The 17,014-nt window shown below is 49.7% G+C and carries 15 protein-coding genes and 2 tRNA genes; 13 read left to right on the forward strand and 4 right to left on the reverse strand.

The window, feature by feature from the left end:
- Positions 1-34: 34 nt before the first annotated feature.
- On the reverse strand, positions 35-1,699 hold the full coding sequence (recN, locus tag CBP31_RS13525) for a DNA repair protein RecN (protein WP_087038162.1): 1,665 nt from the start codon (positions 1,697-1,699) through the stop codon (positions 35-37).
- A 219-nt stretch (positions 1,700-1,918) separates the two neighbouring features.
- A complete protein-coding gene (gene nadK / locus CBP31_RS13530) occupies positions 1,919-2,803 on the reverse strand; it encodes an NAD(+) kinase (RefSeq protein WP_087038164.1) in 885 nt (294 codons plus the stop codon).
- A gap of 192 nt (positions 2,804-2,995) precedes the next feature.
- On the opposite strand from nadK, the gene grpE reads away from it, so the two are divergent.
- The 4 genes from grpE to greA all read left to right on the forward strand — a co-directional run bounded on the left by grpE (position 2,996) and on the right by greA (position 7,483).
- Complete coding sequence (gene grpE / locus CBP31_RS13535) at positions 2,996-3,604, forward strand: nucleotide exchange factor GrpE (RefSeq protein WP_087038167.1); 609 nt, start codon at positions 2,996-2,998, stop codon at positions 3,602-3,604.
- 135 nt (positions 3,605-3,739) lie between these two features.
- Entirely contained in the window at positions 3,740-5,662 is a 1,923-nt protein-coding gene (gene dnaK, locus CBP31_RS13540) for a molecular chaperone DnaK (RefSeq protein WP_087038168.1), read from the forward strand.
- A gap of 90 nt (positions 5,663-5,752) precedes the next feature.
- Positions 5,753-6,880, forward strand: coding sequence for a molecular chaperone DnaJ (dnaJ, locus tag CBP31_RS13545; RefSeq protein ID WP_087038170.1), 1,128 nt, complete (start codon positions 5,753-5,755; stop codon positions 6,878-6,880).
- 126 nt (positions 6,881-7,006) lie between these two features.
- Positions 7,007-7,483 (forward strand): transcription elongation factor GreA, encoded by a 477-nt coding sequence (gene greA / locus CBP31_RS13550; RefSeq protein WP_087038172.1) that lies wholly within the window; start codon positions 7,007-7,009, stop codon positions 7,481-7,483.
- Positions 7,484-7,545: 62 nt separating this feature from the next.
- Here the strand turns inward: greA and CBP31_RS13555 are convergent, their stop codons facing one another.
- Together CBP31_RS13555 and yhbY are read right to left on the reverse strand one after the other, a co-directional pair.
- Positions 7,546-8,199: a PilZ domain-containing protein gene (locus tag CBP31_RS13555; RefSeq protein WP_087038174.1), complete on the reverse strand. Its 654-nt coding sequence runs from the start codon at positions 8,197-8,199 to the stop codon at positions 7,546-7,548.
- A gap of 208 nt (positions 8,200-8,407) precedes the next feature.
- Positions 8,408-8,707, reverse strand: a complete 300-nt coding sequence (gene yhbY, locus CBP31_RS13560) for a ribosome assembly RNA-binding protein YhbY (protein WP_087038176.1) — start codon at positions 8,705-8,707, stop codon at positions 8,408-8,410.
- A gap of 84 nt (positions 8,708-8,791) precedes the next feature.
- Between yhbY and rlmE the strand changes: the two genes are divergently transcribed.
- From rlmE to nusA, 9 genes are all read left to right on the forward strand, one after another.
- Positions 8,792-9,421 carry a 23S rRNA (uridine(2552)-2'-O)-methyltransferase RlmE gene (rlmE, locus tag CBP31_RS13565; protein ID WP_087038178.1) on the forward strand — a complete coding sequence of 210 codons (630 nt, stop codon included), beginning with the start codon at positions 8,792-8,794 and terminating at the stop codon, positions 9,419-9,421.
- Positions 9,422-9,465: 44 nt separating this feature from the next.
- Positions 9,466-11,421, forward strand: coding sequence for an ATP-dependent zinc metalloprotease FtsH (gene ftsH, locus CBP31_RS13570; protein ID WP_087038180.1), 1,956 nt, complete (start codon positions 9,466-9,468; stop codon positions 11,419-11,421).
- Between the two features lie 407 nt (positions 11,422-11,828).
- Positions 11,829-12,662, forward strand: a complete 834-nt coding sequence (gene folP, locus CBP31_RS13575; RefSeq protein WP_087038182.1) for a dihydropteroate synthase — start codon at positions 11,829-11,831, stop codon at positions 12,660-12,662.
- Between the two features lie 94 nt (positions 12,663-12,756).
- Positions 12,757-14,082: a phosphoglucosamine mutase gene (glmM, locus tag CBP31_RS13580; protein WP_087038184.1), complete on the forward strand. Its 1,326-nt coding sequence runs from the start codon at positions 12,757-12,759 to the stop codon at positions 14,080-14,082.
- A 153-nt stretch (positions 14,083-14,235) separates the two neighbouring features.
- Entirely contained in the window at positions 14,236-14,595 is a 360-nt protein-coding gene (gene secG, locus CBP31_RS13585; RefSeq protein WP_087038186.1) for a preprotein translocase subunit SecG, read from the forward strand.
- 7 nt (positions 14,596-14,602) lie between these two features.
- A tRNA-Leu gene (locus CBP31_RS13590) sits at positions 14,603-14,689 on the forward strand.
- 83 nt (positions 14,690-14,772) lie between these two features.
- Positions 14,773-14,849 (forward strand) — tRNA-Met (locus tag CBP31_RS13595).
- A 186-nt stretch (positions 14,850-15,035) separates the two neighbouring features.
- Positions 15,036-15,494, forward strand: a complete 459-nt coding sequence (gene rimP, locus CBP31_RS13600; protein ID WP_087038188.1) for a ribosome maturation factor RimP — start codon at positions 15,036-15,038, stop codon at positions 15,492-15,494.
- A 14-nt stretch (positions 15,495-15,508) separates the two neighbouring features.
- The gene (gene nusA, locus CBP31_RS13605) at positions 15,509-17,011 is read left to right on the forward strand and encodes a transcription termination factor NusA (protein ID WP_087038190.1); all 1,503 of its coding nucleotides are present in this window, start codon (positions 15,509-15,511) and stop codon (positions 17,009-17,011) included.
- Positions 17,012-17,014: the final 3 nt, after the last annotated feature.

Here is a 17,014-nt window from a genome sequence, read left to right on the forward strand (position 1 = left end):
TCACGCCTCACGCCTTACGCCTCACGGTTAATGTTTAGCTAACCAATAGCTCTTGAGCATTGGCCAAGGTATTGGCAGTAATTTTATCGCCACCGAGCAAGCGTGCCAGCTCCTGCAAGCGGCTGTTGGTATCCAGCTCTTGCATACGGGTTTGGGTTTCATGTTTATCGCTGTCTTTACTGACAAAGTAATGCTGATGCCCGTTGCCTGCCACTTGGGGCAGGTGGGTGATCACCAATACTTGGGTCGAATCGCCAAGTTGGCGTAATAGTTTTCCCACCACGGCGGCCGTTGGCCCGCTGACGCCCACATCTACTTCATCAAAAATTAGCGTCGGAGTTTCTACCTTCTGCGCAGTAATTACCTGAATGGCCAAGCTAATGCGTGATAGCTCGCCGCCGGAGGCCACTTTCGCCAAGGGACTCATAGGCTGACCTGGGTTAGTGCTCACCAAAAAGTCGACTTTATCTATGCCCAAGGGCGAGAATCCTGCGCTGTTATCGGCGGTTACGGTAATTTCAAAGCGACCGTGCTCCATGCTCAGTTGATGCAAGCTTTGGGTAATTTGGCTATTCAGCGATTGCGCGTAGCGCTGACGGCTGTGACTGAGTCGCTCGGCGGCTTGTAAAAATTGTGCTTTGGCCAAGTCTACTTCTTCGTCTAGCGCTTCTAGCCGATGATCGTTATTGTCCATGTCGGTGAGTTGGTTTTTTATCTGCTGATGAAACTGCGATAACTCTACGGGCTGCACATGGTGTTTACGGGCCAGCTCCATCACTTTAGTCATGCGCGCTTCCACCTCAAACAGACGTTCAGGGTCCAGCTCTAAGCGATCTAAATAGCGACTTAGCTCTATGTGGCCTTCTTCTAATTGAATAAGGCTGCTCTCGAGCATTTCTTGAACAGGCGTTAATAATGAATCCATTTGGCACAGGTCTGTCACGACTTTTAGGCCTTGGCGCAATTGCTGTAGGGCATTGTTATCATCGCCATCGCCTAAAATGTTCAACGCCAGCTGACAATCACTTAACAACTCGGCACCATTAGCCAAGCGCGCATGCTCGGCTTCTAACTCCGGAAACTCATCTTCGCTTAAGGCTAATTCATCAAGCTCGGCCACTTGATATTCCAGTAGCTGACGCTGGGCTTGCCACTGAGCCTGCTCTAGTTTGAGTTGCTTGCGCTCATTACTGAGCTGGCGCCACAGTTGATAATGCTTGCTCGACTTTTGCAGCAGCTGATGATGACCTGCATAGGCATCGAGCAGGCCGCGCTGAAAATCTGATTTTTGTAAGGCGTGGTGGGCATGTTGACCATGAATATTGATCAATAACGCGCCCAGTGCTTTTAATTGCGTCAAGGGGACCGGCATGCCGTTGATGTAGCCGCGGGAGCGGCCTTCACGAGTTAAGGTACGGCGCAAGATGCATTCATCTTGTTCATCCAGCTCTTGCTCATTGAGCCAAGCTTTCACGCGGGGCAGTTTATCGATACGAAAGCGGGCGCTAATATCGGCTTTATCGGCCCCTGGCCTTACCGAGTCTGAGTCTCCGCGCTCACCCAGAGCTAGGGCCAGTGCATCAATGGCAATGGACTTACCGGCACCGGTTTCACCGGTAATGCTGGTCATGCCGGCACGCAAGTCCAGCTCAAGAAAAGAAACAATCGCAAAATTACTGATGGTGAGCTGAAGCAACATGATAAGTCCCCTGCACAAAGTGTACTGTGTATAAAAACAGTATACTGTGGTTTTGTACAGTGGCAAGAGTAAAGTGCAGCTGCAAGCGCCGAGCACCCCGCACCAAGCTAAAAACAGTTCACTGAGGTCATGACCGGCCTCAGAAAGACGGCTAACGCTTAACGCTGCGGCTATTTTTTTGTTTAGCTCGGCGCTTGGTGCTGGGCGCCTGGCGCTGCCTTAAAACAATTTGCTGCCCCAACCGAGTTTGCTGCGCAGCACTTCAAAATAGTTGTGACCGCGGGGGTGCAACAACTTGAGTTTATGCGGACTTTTATTGATATAAATTTCATCGCCCGGTTGTACGGACAGTGACACATGGCCGTCACAACTGACCAGCATTTGGCTAGTTTTGTTGTTTGGCGACAGCACTAACTTTACCTGTGAGTCGGCGTCGATCACTATGGGACGGCAACTTAGAGTATGTGGAAACATGGGGACCAGTGTGATGGCATTAAGGTTGGGCGTGACGATAGGGCCACCGGCAGACAGCGAATAGGCGGTTGAGCCGGTGGGAGTGGCCACTATCATGCCATCGGCACGCTGGCTGTACATAAAAATGCCATTAATATAAACCTCAAACTCAATCATATGGGCAATTTTACCGGGATGGAGCACAGCCTCATTCATGGCAGTGTTGCTGGCCTTGAGTTGGCCGTGACGGTGCACTTGGGTTTCCAGTAAAAAACGCTGCTCCGCTTGATAATCACCGGCGAGTAGGCGCTCTAATGGTTGCTCAAAACTGTGCGGAGATAAATCCGTTAAAAAGCCTAAATTACCACGGTTAACCCCCACCACGGCCACGTCAAATCGAGCCAGTACTCTCGCCGCGCCGAGCATGTTGCCGTCTCCGCCCACCACTATGGCCAAGTCGGCACGCTCGCCCAGCTCGACCATTTCTAGCAGTTCTACGCCGTCTAGGGCCAGTTGTTCGCCTACGCGGCGTTCGATCACCACATTTAAGCCTAAACCGGCAATGTGCTTATATAAGGCCACCAAGGTTTGGTTGGCGCCTTCGTGATCGGGTTTTCCTATCAGCGCTATGGTATTAAATTCGCTTTCCATAAATATCGACCTGGCATAAAGGATGAAATGAGTAAGGTGGCCAGCTAAATATTGGGCCGCATAATCCTCATTCTAAATAACCCGCTGCGTTAGTGCTACCGATGAGGGGCAATGATAAAAATATTCTCTTGAATTATGCCACTGGCTCCCCCATATAAGCTGCAAGCCAGAAAAAATTAGATGGGAGACAAGATGAGCGATAACAAACATCAGCCTGAAGTAGAGCAGGGCGCAGAGCAAGAGCCGTTAACAGTAGACATGAATGCAGAACCCGAAGTTGAGGGCGAATTGTTGCAAGCCGATGCTGCAGAAGTCGCCGCGTTAGAGCTGCAACTTGCTGCCGCAAATGAGCGTGCCCAAAGCGAAAAAGACCAAGCGCTGCGCGCCTTGGCGGAAATGGAAAACCTGCGCCGCCGCGCCGCACAAGATGTCGAAAAGGCACAAAAATTTGCGCTTGAAAAATTTGCCGGTGACTTATTGCCCGTGATCGACAGCTTAGAGCGTGCCCTTGAGCACACTGATAAAGAAAATGAAGCCTTTAAAGCTATTTATGAAGGCGTAGATCTGACGCTGAAGTCTTTGCTCACCACCATCGAAAAATATGGCGTCTTGCTGATTGATCCACAAGGCACGCCGTTTGATCCCAATAAGCATGAAGCCATGAGCATGGTCGAAAGCGCGGACGTGCCACCTAACTCGGTAGTGGCAGTGATGATGAAAGGTTATGAGCTGAACGGCCGCGTGTTGCGCCCCGCTATGGTAATGGTGGCCAAAGGGCCAGCAATCGACACTAAAGCTTAAAACATCGGCTTAATTGCACGATTTATTTAATAAATGTGAGCTGCGCCTTGAAAGTCATACCAAGCAGCCACATATACACTGTAAAGCGAAAACAACAGTGCTTACGTTTAATTCAAGATATTGAGAGAGGATTTTATGGGTAGAATCATCGGCATAGATTTGGGTACCACTAACTCTTGCGTCGCCATTTTGGACGGGGATAACCCGCGCGTCATCGAAAACGCCGAAGGCACTCGTACTACTCCTTCCATCATCGCCTATGCCGATGATGGCGAAACGTTAGTCGGTCAGCCAGCCAAGCGCCAGGCAGTGACTAACCCCGAGAATACGTTGTTTGCTATTAAGCGTTTGATTGGCCGTCGTTTTGAAGATGAAGAAGTACAGCGTGATATTAAGCTGATGCCTTTCAAAATTGTAAAAGCCGACAACGGTGATGCTTGGGTAGAAGCCAAAGGCAAGAAAATGGCGCCGCCGCAGGTATCTGCTGAAGTGCTGAAAAAGATGAAGAAAACCGCTGAAGATTATCTGGGCGAAGCGGTAACCGAAGCCGTTATTACGGTACCGGCTTACTTTAACGACGCTCAGCGTCAAGCAACCAAAGATGCAGGCCGCATTGCAGGTTTGGATGTTAAGCGCATCATCAACGAGCCAACCGCTGCTGCATTTGCCTATGGCGTAAATAAGACCAAGGGCGATCGCAAAGTTGCCGTTTACGACTTGGGCGGTGGTACTTTCGATATTTCCATCATTGAAATCGATGAGATGGATGGTGAGAAAACCTTCGAAGTATTAGCCACTAACGGTGACACCCACTTGGGTGGTGAAGACTTTGATAACCGCTTAATCAACTATTTAGTAGCTGAATTTAAGCGCGAGCAAGGTTTTGACTTGATGAATGACATGTTGGCACTGCAACGCTTGAAAGAAGCGGCAGAAAAAGCCAAGTGTGAGTTGTCTTCTGCCCAGCAAACTGACGTTAACTTGCCTTATATTACCGCCGATGCCTCAGGTCCTAAGCACTTGAACATTAAGCTGACGCGCGCCAAGTTAGAGTCACTGGTTGAAGACATGGTTACTAAGTCTTTGGATCCGGTTAAAACCGCATTGAAAGATGCTGGCTTATCCGTGACTGACATTGATGACGTGATTTTGGTCGGCGGTCAGACCCGTATGCCATTAGTACAAAAAGCGGTAACGGACTTCTTTGGTCAAGAGCCACGTAAAGACGTGAACCCTGATGAAGCAGTGGCCGTGGGTGCTGCAATTCAAGGTGCGGTATTGTCTGGCGATAAGACTGACGTATTGCTGCTTGACGTAACGCCTCTGTCTTTGGGTATTGAAACCATGGGCGGCGTGATGACGGCCGTGATTGAAAAGAACACTACTATTCCGACTAAGAAATCACAGGTGTTCTCGACCGCCGATGACAACCAAGCCGCCGTGACTATTCATGTGCTGCAAGGTGAGCGTAAGCGCTCTAGCGATAACAAGTCTCTGGGTCAGTTTAACCTGGAAGGCATTCGCCCTGCACCACGCGGTTTACCACAGGTTGAAGTGACCTTCGACATCGATGCGGATGGTATCTTGCACGTGTCAGCGAAAGATAAAGACACCAATAAAGAGCAAAAGATCACCATTCAAGCCTCTTCTGGTTTAACAGAAGAAGAGATCGATGCCATGGTGCGCTCGGCTGAAGCTAACGCTGAAGAAGACAAGAAATTTGAAGAGCTGGTCAGCACCCGTAACCAAGCTGACGGTCTGGTACACGCTACCCGTAAGCAATTGGAAGAAGCGGGCGATGCTTTGGCAGCCGACGACAAGAGCGCCATCGAGTCCGCTTTGAGCGAACTGGAAACGGCACTGCGCGGTGAAGACAAAGCGGAGATCGAAGCTAAGCAGCAAGCGCTGCTGGAAGCCTCGCAAAAGCTGGCAGAAGTTGCTCAAGCGAAGGCACAAGCTGATGCTTCTCAAACCGGTGAGCCAGAAGATGGCGCCACCAAAGCGGATGACGATGTAGTCGACGCTGAGTTTGAAGAAGTGAAAGACGATAAAAAGTAAGTTAACCCCAGCGTAGTAGCGCGCTTAGTGCGGGCGTTGGGATGCCAACGCCCGCCTTTGTTTTAACAGGACTCAGGTAAGTTTCAGCCTATGTCAAAACGAGATTATTATGAGGTGCTCGGCGTCAGTAAAGACGCAGACGAGCGCGAAATAAAAAAAGCCTATAAGCGGATGGCGATGAAATATCATCCCGACCGTAACAAAACTGACGCCGATGCCATTGATAAATTCAAGGAAGCGTCTGAGGCCAATGAAGTACTGACTGACCCGCAAAAACGTGCGGCTTATGATCAGTTTGGCCATGATGCAGTCAATGGCCAGCAAGGCGGCCACGGCCACGGCGGTGGTGACTTTGGCGATATTTTTGGTGATGTGTTCGGTGATATCTTCGGTGGCGGTCAGCGCCGTCAGCAGCGTGCGGCTCGTGGCTCGGATTTACGCTATAACATGGAGCTGACGCTAGAAGAAGCCGTGCGGGGCGTGACCAAAGAGATCAAGGTACCAACGCTGGTCGGTTGTGATGTGTGCGATGGCAGTGGCGCTAAGGCAGGCACCCAGGCTAATACCTGCTCTACCTGTCATGGCCATGGCCAAGTACAAATGCGCCAAGGTTTCTTTACCGTGCAACAACCTTGTCCGCATTGCCGTGGTAAGGGCAAGATCATCACAGACCCCTGTCATAAGTGTCATGGGGAAGGTCGCTACCAAAAGACCAAGACCTTGTCGGTGAAAATTCCGGCGGGCGTCGATACCGGCGATCGTATTCGCTTATCCGGTGAAGGCGAAGCCGGTGAGTCTGGAGCACCGGCAGGTGATTTGTATGTGCAAATGCACGTACGCGATCATGAGATATTTGTCCGTGATGGCAGTAATCTGTACTGCGAAGTGCCCATTAGTTTCACCGCTTCAGCCTTAGGTGGTGAAGTGGAAGTGCCGACACTCGACGGGCGCGTGAAGCTGAAAATTCCGGCTGAAACACAAACCGGTCGTAGCTTTCGCTTAAAAGGTAAAGGCGTGCGTTCGGCTAGAAATGGCCAAGTAGGCGACTTAGTCTGTAAGGTGTATGTCGAAACGCCGGTGAGCTTAACCGAAGAGCAAAAAGCCTTGTTACAACAATTAGAAGACTCTTATATAGGGGTGGCTGCCAATAAGCACCAACCTAAGACCGAAGGTTTTCTAAAAGGCGTAAAGCGATTTTTTGATGATTTGACCCGCTAAGCTAGCCGTACTACTCTAGGGTGCGCTTTAAACCCATGAGCGAATTATTAATTGATAACGTGAGCCCCCTGTCGATTGTCGGCAGGGGCTCTTGTTTTATTGTCTGAAAGGAACTGGTTTTTCATTATGGCACAAACTCCAATGACAGTGCGTGGAGCACAAAAACTGCGTGAAGAGCTGGATTACCTCAAGTCAGAGCTGCGCCCTAGGATCATTGCTGATATTGCTTCTGCCCGTGAACATGGCGATTTAAAAGAAAACGCCGAATATCACGCTGCGCGCGAAGAGCAAGGGTTCTGTGAAGGACGCATTCAAGAGATTGAAGGTAAGCTGTCTAACGCTCAGGTTATCGATGTAACCAAACTGCCCAATAGCGGTAAGGTTATTTTTGGTACCACTGTGGATTTATTTAAAGTCGATGATGAGCGAGAGATCACTTATCAAATCGTCGGCGATGATGAGTCTGATATCAAAGCGAACATGATTTCGGTTAACTCACCCATTGCCCGTGCCTTAATCGGCAAGGAAGTGGATGATGTGGCGGTGGTGAAAACCCCTGCCGGTGAGGTGGAGTACGAAATCCTCAAGGTACAATATTTGTAATGATGCTGATTAATATTGGCGAATAAGATTCGCTAATATGAGCATGCTTTATAAACAGGCGCCTAGGGCGCCTGTTTTTTTTCATTTTGTGCCAAAAAACCCTGAAACACAAAGTCAGACAGGGTGCGCTGGTCGGCGCTATTGAGTTGAAACTGAACGGCGGTTAACCAAAAAGCCGGCCCTTTTCGCTCCCGTACTAAGGTTACTTTACAGCGTAGCTCTGCTTCACCCACCACTAATAGCAAGGTTTGCACCCGAGGCTGCAATGTCGCCTTCTCTGGCCGGAACAGGGCACGACGAGATAACAGGCGCATGCCATTGATGGATAAATCCCGTATTTCGGCGGCTAGAGGCTTACCATTAGCGCGCTTTAATTGGATATGGGCAGGTGCTGGCAATCGCCAAGCGCGCGGATGGCCGCCATGACTGATGCTACTCGCACTGATGTCATTGGTACCTATTTCACAAGTAATGGAGGGCGCACTGAGTTCTGCTTGCTCTGGGTACGCAAAGGAGTGGGAGAGGGTAACCGGAAAGCTAAACATCAGCTCACCCATTACCAGTTTTAGCTCTAAGCGTGAGGCTTGCGCTAATAAGGGGGCTACCTGCTTATCCAATAACAAGGGTAGGGTCAGGCAGTCCTGTGGCCCATCAGCTTGGTATAATTCGCTCAGCAGCGCGATTTCTTCTTCTGACAGATAAGGGTGACTCGGCACAGCGCAATACCTTAATCAATAATAAATGGGTATTTGAGCTTATGGCGAGCGAACGATAAATGTAAAGTAAGGGGCGGTACTGTTAGTGGCGGTTGGCTTGAACGTCTGGCTTACAAGGCGCTTATGTAAAGACACCGAGGTGACAAAATACTGGGGCAGCTGTAAGTATGCGGCCCCTTGTATCAGTAAGCACGGTTAGCCTATGGGCTTATTTGGCGCGAGGTAAACTGATTTTTTTCTCTTCACTGGCACGGTACAGCGTCAACACATGGCCAACACTTTGTACTTTAAAGGCCTTGGTTTCACGTACGATGGCATCTATGATCAGAGCCTTGGTGTCGCGGTCTTCAGAGGCTACCTTCACTTTAATCAGTTCATGAAAGTTCAACGCCAGATCGATTTCGGCTAACACGCCTTCGGTCAGGCCATGTTGGCCAAGCAATACCACTGGCTTTAGGCTGTGAGCCAAGCCTTTTAAGTATTGTTTTTGCTTATTAGTCAGGGTCATTGCAAAATGCTTCAGTTAATAGGTTGAAAGGGGGCTATTGTACCCCCATCTTAGCTTCAATGGTAATAGCAGAGCGATAATAAAATGGCGAACAAAAAACGCTCGGGCAGCTCAACGCGCTGGCTCCAAGAGCACTTCAGTGATAAGTACGTACAAGAAGCGCACAAAAGAGGCCTACGTTCCCGGGCTGTGTTTAAATTAGAAGAACTGCAAGGGCGGGATCGCTTGTTCAGACCGGGTATGACGGTGGTGGACTTAGGTGCAGCACCCGGCGGTTGGAGTCAGTTTTCCGCAGAGCAAGTGGGAGCCAAAGGGCAAGTGATTGCTTGTGACTTGTTACCCATGGATGCCATTGCTGGTGTCAGTTTTTTGCAGGGCGACTTTAGAGATGAGGCTGTACTTAACGCATTACTCGAGCGAGTAGGGCAAGATAAGGTCGATGTTTTACTCTCGGATATGGCACCCAACATGAGTGGTACCCGAGAAGTGGATCAGCCCAAGTCGATGTATTTAGTCGAATTAGCGCTCGATATGTGTCGCCAAGTATTAGCTCCGAAAGGTAGCTTTGTGGTGAAAGTGTTCCAAGGGGCCGGCTTTGATGAGTTTTTATTAGAAGTGAGACGGTCTTTTAGTTCAGTAAGAGTAAGAAAACCCGATTCGTCGCGGCCCCGCTCGCGAGAAGTTTACATTGTGGCTACAGGTTTTAAACTGTAGTACTCTGTCGAAGTCATAAACAGTCAGCCGGTGAGGTTAGTAATTTGAGTGACATGGCAAAAAATTTGATCCTGTGGTTGGTCATAGCCGTGGTGTTAATGTCGGTATTCCAGAGCTTTAGCCCAAGTGAGCCGAGTGGACGCCAAACGGACTACACCACCTTTGTGCAGGAAGTATCTCAAGGACAAATCCGCGAAGTACGCATGGATGGACGCACCGTGAACGGTGTTAAGCGCAGTGGTGATAGATTCACGACTATTTTACCCGCACAAGATCCGCAGCTACTGAACGATTTGTTAAATAATAATGTCCGTGTAGTGGGTGAGAAGCCAGAAGAGCCGAGCTTACTGACGTCTATTTTCATCTCTTGGTTCCCCATGTTGCTGTTGATCGGCGTTTGGGTATTCTTCATGCGTCAAATGCAAGGTGGCGGTGGCGGTAAAGGTGCCATGAGCTTTGGTAAGAGCAAAGCGCGCTTGATGGGTGAAGACCAAATCAAGACCACTTTTGCCGATGTAGCCGGTTGTGATGAAGCCAAAGAAGACGTGGCGGAGCTCGTGGATTACTTACGTGATCCGAGCCACTTCCAAAAGCTCGGCGGGCGTATTCCGACCGGTATTTTGTTAGTAGGTCCGCCCGGTACCGGTAAGACATTGCTGGCGAAAGCCATCGCCGGTGAGGCCAAAGTGCCATTCTTTACGATTTCCGGTTCTGATTTCGTGGAAATGTTTGTGGGTGTCGGTGCCTCTCGAGTGCGCGACATGTTTGAGCAAGCGAAAAAATCTGCGCCTTGTATCATCTTTATCGATGAAATAGATGCGGTAGGCCGTCAACGTGGTGCTGGCATGGGTGGTGGTCACGATGAGCGTGAGCAAACCCTGAACCAGATGCTGGTTGAAATGGATGGCTTTGAAGGTAACGAAGGTGTCATCGTCGTGGCGGCCACTAACCGTCCCGACGTATTAGACCCCGCCTTGCTGCGTCCTGGTCGTTTCGACCGTCAAGTGGTAGTGGGCTTGCCTGATGTGCGTGGTCGTGAACAAATCCTTAAGGTGCACATGCGTCGTGTGCCGTTAGGTGATGATGTGCAGGCCAGCGTGATTGCACGCGGTACGCCAGGCTTCAGTGGTGCAGATTTGGCGAACTTGGTCAACGAAGCGGCCCTGTTTGCGGCGCGTTCATCACGCCGTGTGGTGTCCATGGATGAGTTTGAAAAAGCTAAAGACAAAATCATGATGGGTGCCGAGCGCCGTTCTATGGTGATGTCTGAGAAAGAGAAAGCCATGACTGCCTATCATGAAGCGGGTCACGCTATCGTTGGTCGTTTAGTACCAGAGCATGATCCTGTTTATAAAGTGTCCATCATCCCTCGTGGTCGGGCACTGGGTGTGACCATGTATTTGCCGGAGCAAGACAGATATAGCTACAGCAAACAGCATTTGGAGTCGATGATTTCTAGCCTGTATGGCGGCCGTTTAGCGGAAGAGATTATTTACGGCTTTGAAATGGTTACTACAGGTGCGTCTAACGACATCGAACGGGCGACGGATTTAGCTCATAAGATGGTGACTCAGTGGGGCCTGTCAGAAAAAATGGGTCCTTTGCTGTACGCAGAAGAAGAAGGCGAGGTCTTTATGGGCCGCTCTTCTGCTAAGGTGAAGCACATGTCAGATGAAACCGCGCAAGCGATTGACGCTGAAGTGAAAGATCTGATTAATCGTAACTATGATCGTGCTAAGAAAATCTTGCTGGATAACATCGATATATTGCATGCGATGAAAGACTGCTTGATGAAGTATGAAACGATTGATGCTAAGCAGATTGATGACTTAATGGCGCGCCGTGCAGTACGTGCACCCGCCGATTGGGTTGAAGAGTCTGATGACAAGCCACAAGGGCCTACCGCGACCAAGAATACTGATGATAAAGAGTCAGGTTCGGTTGCAGAGCCGAAGACGGGTGCGCCGGATTTGAATAAGCCGAGTGATCTCACCAGTTAGTAAAAATTTATGCTAAATTAAGCCCGAACATATTCTGTTCGGGGCTTTTTTATTTACTATACCCCTTCGCGGAGCAGTAAGTTCGAAGCCGTAAGTTAGGGCCACTGATTAGTCCATAGGGCTAGGTTTTTGTAGGCGATCACTTGTTCTCGTATTTCGCCGAAGGCGGAACCGATGACCACACCACAAAGCTGTTTTCGCAACGGAATCCACGGAAGAACGCGGAAAATAGTGCTCAAGTCTGACAGGGATAATTCAGCGCCGAGCGCCAAGCTAAATAAAAGACGGTGTTTGTCTTTCAGCTCGACGCGGTGTTTTTGCCCTGACGTAAACCGAGCACATTTTACTTAGATTGAAATGAGACCGTCCACCGAAACCGTTTACCCAGATAGATTGGAATACAGATTATGCTGTTATCGAGCACGAGCAAAAGCTTGGACTTATCTCGCCCGCAGATCATGGGCATCTTAAATTTAACTCCCGACTCTTTTTCTGACGGTGGGCGTTTTATTGAGCCACAGGCCGCCCTTAAGCATGCCAAGCAGATGCTGATGGATGGCGCCACCTTAATTGATGTTGGCGGTGAGTCGACGCGCCCCGGTGCCGATGCGGTGGTTGAGCAAGCTGAATTAGACCGAGTGATACCGGTGATTGAACTGTTACGCCAAGAGCTAGACTGCTGGATTTCGATTGATACCAGTAAAGCCGTGGTGATGAAAGAAGCGGTGAGCGCGGGCGCCGACTTGATTAACGATATTCGAGCCTTGCGTGAGCCCAATGCCTTACAAGTGGCGGCTGACAGCGGTGCGGCTATTTGCTTAATGCATATGCAAGGTTTGCCCCGCACCATGCAACAGGCACCGGGCTATCAAGATGTGACGGCCGAAGTCGTGGATTTTTTACAGGCGCGAGTACAGGCCTGCATCGAAGTCGGGATCAGCCGAGAACGATTATGCTTAGATCCGGGCTATGGCTTTGGCAAAGGCTTAGATCATAATTATGAATTACTGGGTAAACTTGGCCAACTCAGACTTATGAGCTTGCCGTTATTGGTGGGCATGTCCCGCAAGTCGATGTTAGGGCAGTTGCTCAATCGGGAAGTCGACCAGCGATTAGCAGGCGGGCTGGCCGCGCACTTATTTGCGATAAATCAAGGTGCCCATATTTTGCGGGTGCATGATGTTAAAGAAATGACTGACGCGCTGCGCGTCTGGCAATATGCCGCACATTATCTGACATAAGATTCGAGTATAATAATTTGGTATAAGAGTTGGATATAAGACTCACGAATTAAGAATTGAGTTAAAAATTAGAAATACGCATTAGGGATAAAAAATGAACAGAAAATATTTTGGTACCGACGGTATTCGTGGCCATGTGGGCGAATATCCCATCACACCTGAGTTTGTAATGAAGTTGGGTTGGGCGGCGGGTAAGGTATTATCACAAACCGGCACGAAAAAAGTGTTAATCGGTAAAGATACCCGTATCTCTGGCTATATGTTGGAATCCGCATTAGAAGCAGGCTTGTCTGCGGCAGGCATACAAGCGGCCTTGTTAGGGCCCATGCCGACTCCAGCGATTGCCTATTTGACCCGTACCTTTAGGGCCGAAGCCGGTATTGTGATCAGTGCTTCTCATAATCCGTATTATGACAATGGTATTAAGTTTTTCTCTCATGACGGCACCAAGTTGCCCGATGAAGTCGAGCTGGCCATTGAAGCCATGCTCGATCAACCTATGGACTGTGTAGCTTCTGAGCAGTTAGGTAAGGCTCGCCGAATTATTGATGCGGCGGGGCGTTATATCGAATTTTGCAAGAGCACCTTTCCCTCAGAAATGCACCTCGACGGCTTAACTATCGTTATCGATTGTGCACATGGTGCCACCTATCACATAGCGCCGGCGGTATTTGAAGAGCTGGGGGCTAAAGTGATCCGCACGGGGTGTGAGCCTAACGGTATTAACATTAATGACCAAGTAGGCTCAACCGCGCCAGAAGCCTTGATGGCAGCTGTCGTTGAGCATGGAGCAGACTTAGGTATCGCCTTTGACGGAGACGGTGACCGGTTAGCCATGGTGGATCACACCGGCGCATTACTCGATGGCGATCAAGTGCTCTATATCATGGTGAACAATGCTATTAGGCGAGGCACGCTAGGCGGCGGTGTAGTGGGCACCTTAATGACCAATATGGCACTGGAATTGGCGTTAGCGAAACAAGATATTCCTTTTGTGCGCGCCAATGTCGGCGATCGTTATGTATTGGAGCAGCTCAAGCAACGCGGTTGGAAACTGGGCGGTGAAAATTCCGGACACATTATCAGCCTGGAACACAACAGTACCGGCGACGGCATAGTGGCAGCTTTGCAAGTATTACGTGCCATGGTGTGCAGCAAACAAGACTTGTATACCTTAGGTAAAAGTTTAGTGCTGTTCCCCCAAGTGCTCAATAATGTGCGCTTCACCGCCGATACAGATCCTCTGAACGATGCAGACGTGCAGGCGCGGGTGGCTGAAGCCGAAGCCGAACTGGCCGGCGCCGGACGGGTGCTATTAAGAAAGTCCGGCACTGAGCCATTAATTCGGGTGATGGTGGAAGGGGCAGATTTGGATCAAGTGAGCCGATTGGCCCATTATATTGGCGATGCGGTACGTTAAACGGCGATGGAATGGTCTTTTTGCTGACTTTTCGTTCAGTCGCGCTTTTTTTTTGAAATTGAGCTTGTAACCCACTAAGCCTATGGCTAGTATTAGCCCCGCTCCGGACAGTAGTCTGATGCGGGGCTCAGACGTCAAGCAAAGGTGTAGCTGATGTACGAAATTCTTTTAGTGGTGTATCTGCTTATTGCACTGACCTTAGTTGGTTTGGTGTTGATTCAGCAAGGTAAGGGTGCCGATATGGGCGCTTCCTTCGGTGCAGGTGCCTCCAATACCGTTTTTGGCTCCAGTGGTTCAGGTAACTTTTTAACGAAAGCGACCACGCTATTGGCAGCAGGCTTCTTTATTGTGAGTCTGGCGCTGGGTAATTTATCCAGTAACAGTACCCAACAAGGAAGCGAGTGGGATGACCTTTCTGAAACAGTAGTTCAAGAAAGCACTCCTGCAGGGGACGTCCCCGGCGTGAATAACAGTGATGTACCTTCTGTTATCAGCAGCGACGTACCTGAGTAATAGATTTGCCGTGGTGGTGGAATTGGTAGACACGCTATCTTGAGGGGGTAGTGCCTGTATGGGCGTGCGGGTTCAATTCCCGCTCACGGCACCAATTATGTTAGCTTGAATTTCAAATTCAAAATAACTATAATTCCACGTAGTTTGAATTAGTTTAATTCTACGTAATTTTTCGGACGCGGGATGGAGCAGTCTGGTAGCTCGTCGGGCTCATAACCCGAAGGTCGTCGGTTCAAATCCGGCTCCCGCAACCAATTCCTCACATTTATTGCAGTGGTGAAGCTACCCTGTGATAAGTGGTTGTCGTAAGACAACAGTCAGGGTCCAGGTGAATAGCCCCGATTTGATGATCGGGGCTTTTTGTTATCTGCACGTTAGCACCCAATTAGGGTGCACATTCACTGGGCTGCGAGCCCTTTTTTTGTTTTCGGAGGGTAGCTTTGGCTACATTGGAACAACGATTGACCGAAATGCTGACAGAGCCCGTAGAGGCTTTGGGCTTTGAATTGCTAGGGCTCGAATTCGTCCGTGCCGGGCGGCATTCGACCTTACGTTTGTATATCGACCATGAAAACGGTATTCAAGTCGCCGACTGTGCTGAGGTAAGCCGGCAGGTGAGTGCCGTAATGGACGTGGAAGATCCCATTACTACCGAATATGATCTGGAAGTCTCTTCGCCAGGTATGGCTCGCCCCTTATTCAAACCTGCTCATTACCAAGCCATTATTGGTGAACAGGTTGAATTGTCCCTGCGCATGGCGGTGAATAATCATCGTAAGTTAAGCGGACTCCTAGTGGCAGTAGATGACACCCTGATCAGACTGGAGGTAGACGGAACTGAGTTCCCGATTGCTTTCGCTAATATCCAAAAAGCACATCTGGTTCCGAACTTTGACTAACGAGGCAGTCGGACATGAATAAAGAAATATTGCTAGTGGTAGATGCGGTTTCTAACGAAAAAGCATTGCCTCGCGAAAAGATTTTTGAAGCCTTAGAAACGGCATTAGCCACGGCGACGAAAAAGAAATATGACGGAGATATCCTAGTACGAGTCGAAATCGATCGTAAGAGCGGTAACTTCGAAACCTTCCGTCGTTGGCAAGTCGTGGAAAGTCAGGAAACCCTGACCAACCCTTACGGCGAAATCACACTGGAAGCGGCACAAATTGATGAGCCAGAAATTCAAGTTGGCGACTTCGTCGAAGACGACATCGATTCTGTGACCTTTGACCGCATCACCACCCAAACCGCCAAGCAAGTGATCGTACAAAAAGTACGTGAAGCCGAGCGTATGCAAGTGGTTGAGCAGTTTAAAGATCAAGAAGGCGAGATCATTAGCGGTGTGGTGAAAAAAGCCACCCGTGAGAATGTGATTTTAGATCTGGGTAATAACGCTGAAGCGGTGATTTTCCGTGAAGACATGTTACCGCGCGAAACCTTTCGCAGCGGCGACCGGGTGCGTGGCCTACTTTATGCCGTGCGTCCAGAAGCACGCGGTGCACAGCTATTTATTAGCCGCAGCAACCCTGACTTCTTGAAAGAGCTGTTTCGCATTGAGGTGCCAGAGATTGGCGAAGAAGTTATCGATATCATGGGTGCTGCACGCGACCCAGGTAGCCGTGCCAAGATCGCCGTTAAAACCAACGACCGCCGCATAGACCCCATTGGTGCATGTGTGGGCATGCGTGGTGCCCGAGTGCAAGCCGTATCCGGTGAGCTTAATGGCGAGCGCGTTGATATCGTACTGTGGGATGATAATCCTGCACAGTTTGTGATCAACGCCATGGCGCCGGCTGACGTCTCTTCTATCATCGTCGATGAAGATGCGCATTCCATGGATATAGCCGTGGAGTCAGGCAACTTGGCGCAAGCCATCGGTCGTAATGGTCAAAACGTACGTTTGGCCGCCCAGCTAACTGGCTGGGAGTTGAACGTGATGACGGTCGAAGATTTACAGAACAAACATCAGGTCGAAAGCGATAAGATCATCAATCTCTTTATTCAACATCTGGATATTGACGATGATTTTGCAGGCTTGCTTATGGAAGAAGGCTTTTCCTCGTTGGAAGAAATTGCCTATGTACCGGTTAGCGAGTTATTGAGCGTTGAAGGCCTAGATGAAGAGATGGTGGAGGAGCTGCGTAATCGTGCCAAGGCTGCCCTGACCACTCGAGCGCTAGCGCAAGAAGAATCATTCGAAGGGGTAGAGCCAGCAGAAGATTTGCTCGCATTGCCCTCCATGACCCGGGAGCTGGCGTATGCGCTTGCCGCCCGTGGTGTTGCGGATCTGGAACAACTAGCAGAGCAGGGCATTGACGATCTTGAAGGAATTGAAGATCTGAGTGAAACCCTAGCTGGGGAGCTGATTATGGCGGCCCGTAATATCTGTTGGTTTGGTGACCAGACCGAAGAATAAGAT

The organism is Oceanisphaera profunda, assembly GCF_002157895.1.
GTDB classification, from domain to species: domain Bacteria; phylum Pseudomonadota; class Gammaproteobacteria; order Enterobacterales; family Aeromonadaceae; genus Oceanimonas; species Oceanimonas profunda.

Excerpts from the sequence above, each read along its gene's own strand:
- recN (WP_087038162.1), bottom strand. The coding sequence starts at position 1,699 with ATGTTGCTTCAGCTCACCATCAGTAATTTTGCGATTGTTTCTTTTCTT.
- nadK (WP_087038164.1), bottom strand. The coding sequence starts at position 2,803 with ATGGAAAGCGAATTTAATACCATAGCGCTGATAGGAAAACCCGATCAC.
- grpE (WP_087038167.1), top strand. The coding sequence starts at position 2,996 with ATGAGCGATAACAAACATCAGCCTGAAGTAGAGCAGGGCGCAGAGCAA.
- dnaK (WP_087038168.1), top strand. The coding sequence starts at position 3,740 with ATGGGTAGAATCATCGGCATAGATTTGGGTACCACTAACTCTTGCGTC.
- dnaJ (WP_087038170.1), top strand. The coding sequence starts at position 5,753 with ATGTCAAAACGAGATTATTATGAGGTGCTCGGCGTCAGTAAAGACGCA.
- greA (WP_087038172.1), top strand. The coding sequence starts at position 7,007 with ATGGCACAAACTCCAATGACAGTGCGTGGAGCACAAAAACTGCGTGAA.
- yhbY (WP_087038176.1), bottom strand. The coding sequence starts at position 8,707 with ATGACCCTGACTAATAAGCAAAAACAATACTTAAAAGGCTTGGCTCAC.
- rlmE (WP_087038178.1), top strand. The coding sequence starts at position 8,792 with ATGGCGAACAAAAAACGCTCGGGCAGCTCAACGCGCTGGCTCCAAGAG.
- folP (WP_087038182.1), top strand. The coding sequence starts at position 11,829 with ATGCTGTTATCGAGCACGAGCAAAAGCTTGGACTTATCTCGCCCGCAG.
- glmM (WP_087038184.1), top strand. The coding sequence starts at position 12,757 with ATGAACAGAAAATATTTTGGTACCGACGGTATTCGTGGCCATGTGGGC.
- secG (WP_087038186.1), top strand. The coding sequence starts at position 14,236 with ATGTACGAAATTCTTTTAGTGGTGTATCTGCTTATTGCACTGACCTTA.
- nusA (WP_087038190.1), top strand. The coding sequence starts at position 15,509 with ATGAATAAAGAAATATTGCTAGTGGTAGATGCGGTTTCTAACGAAAAA.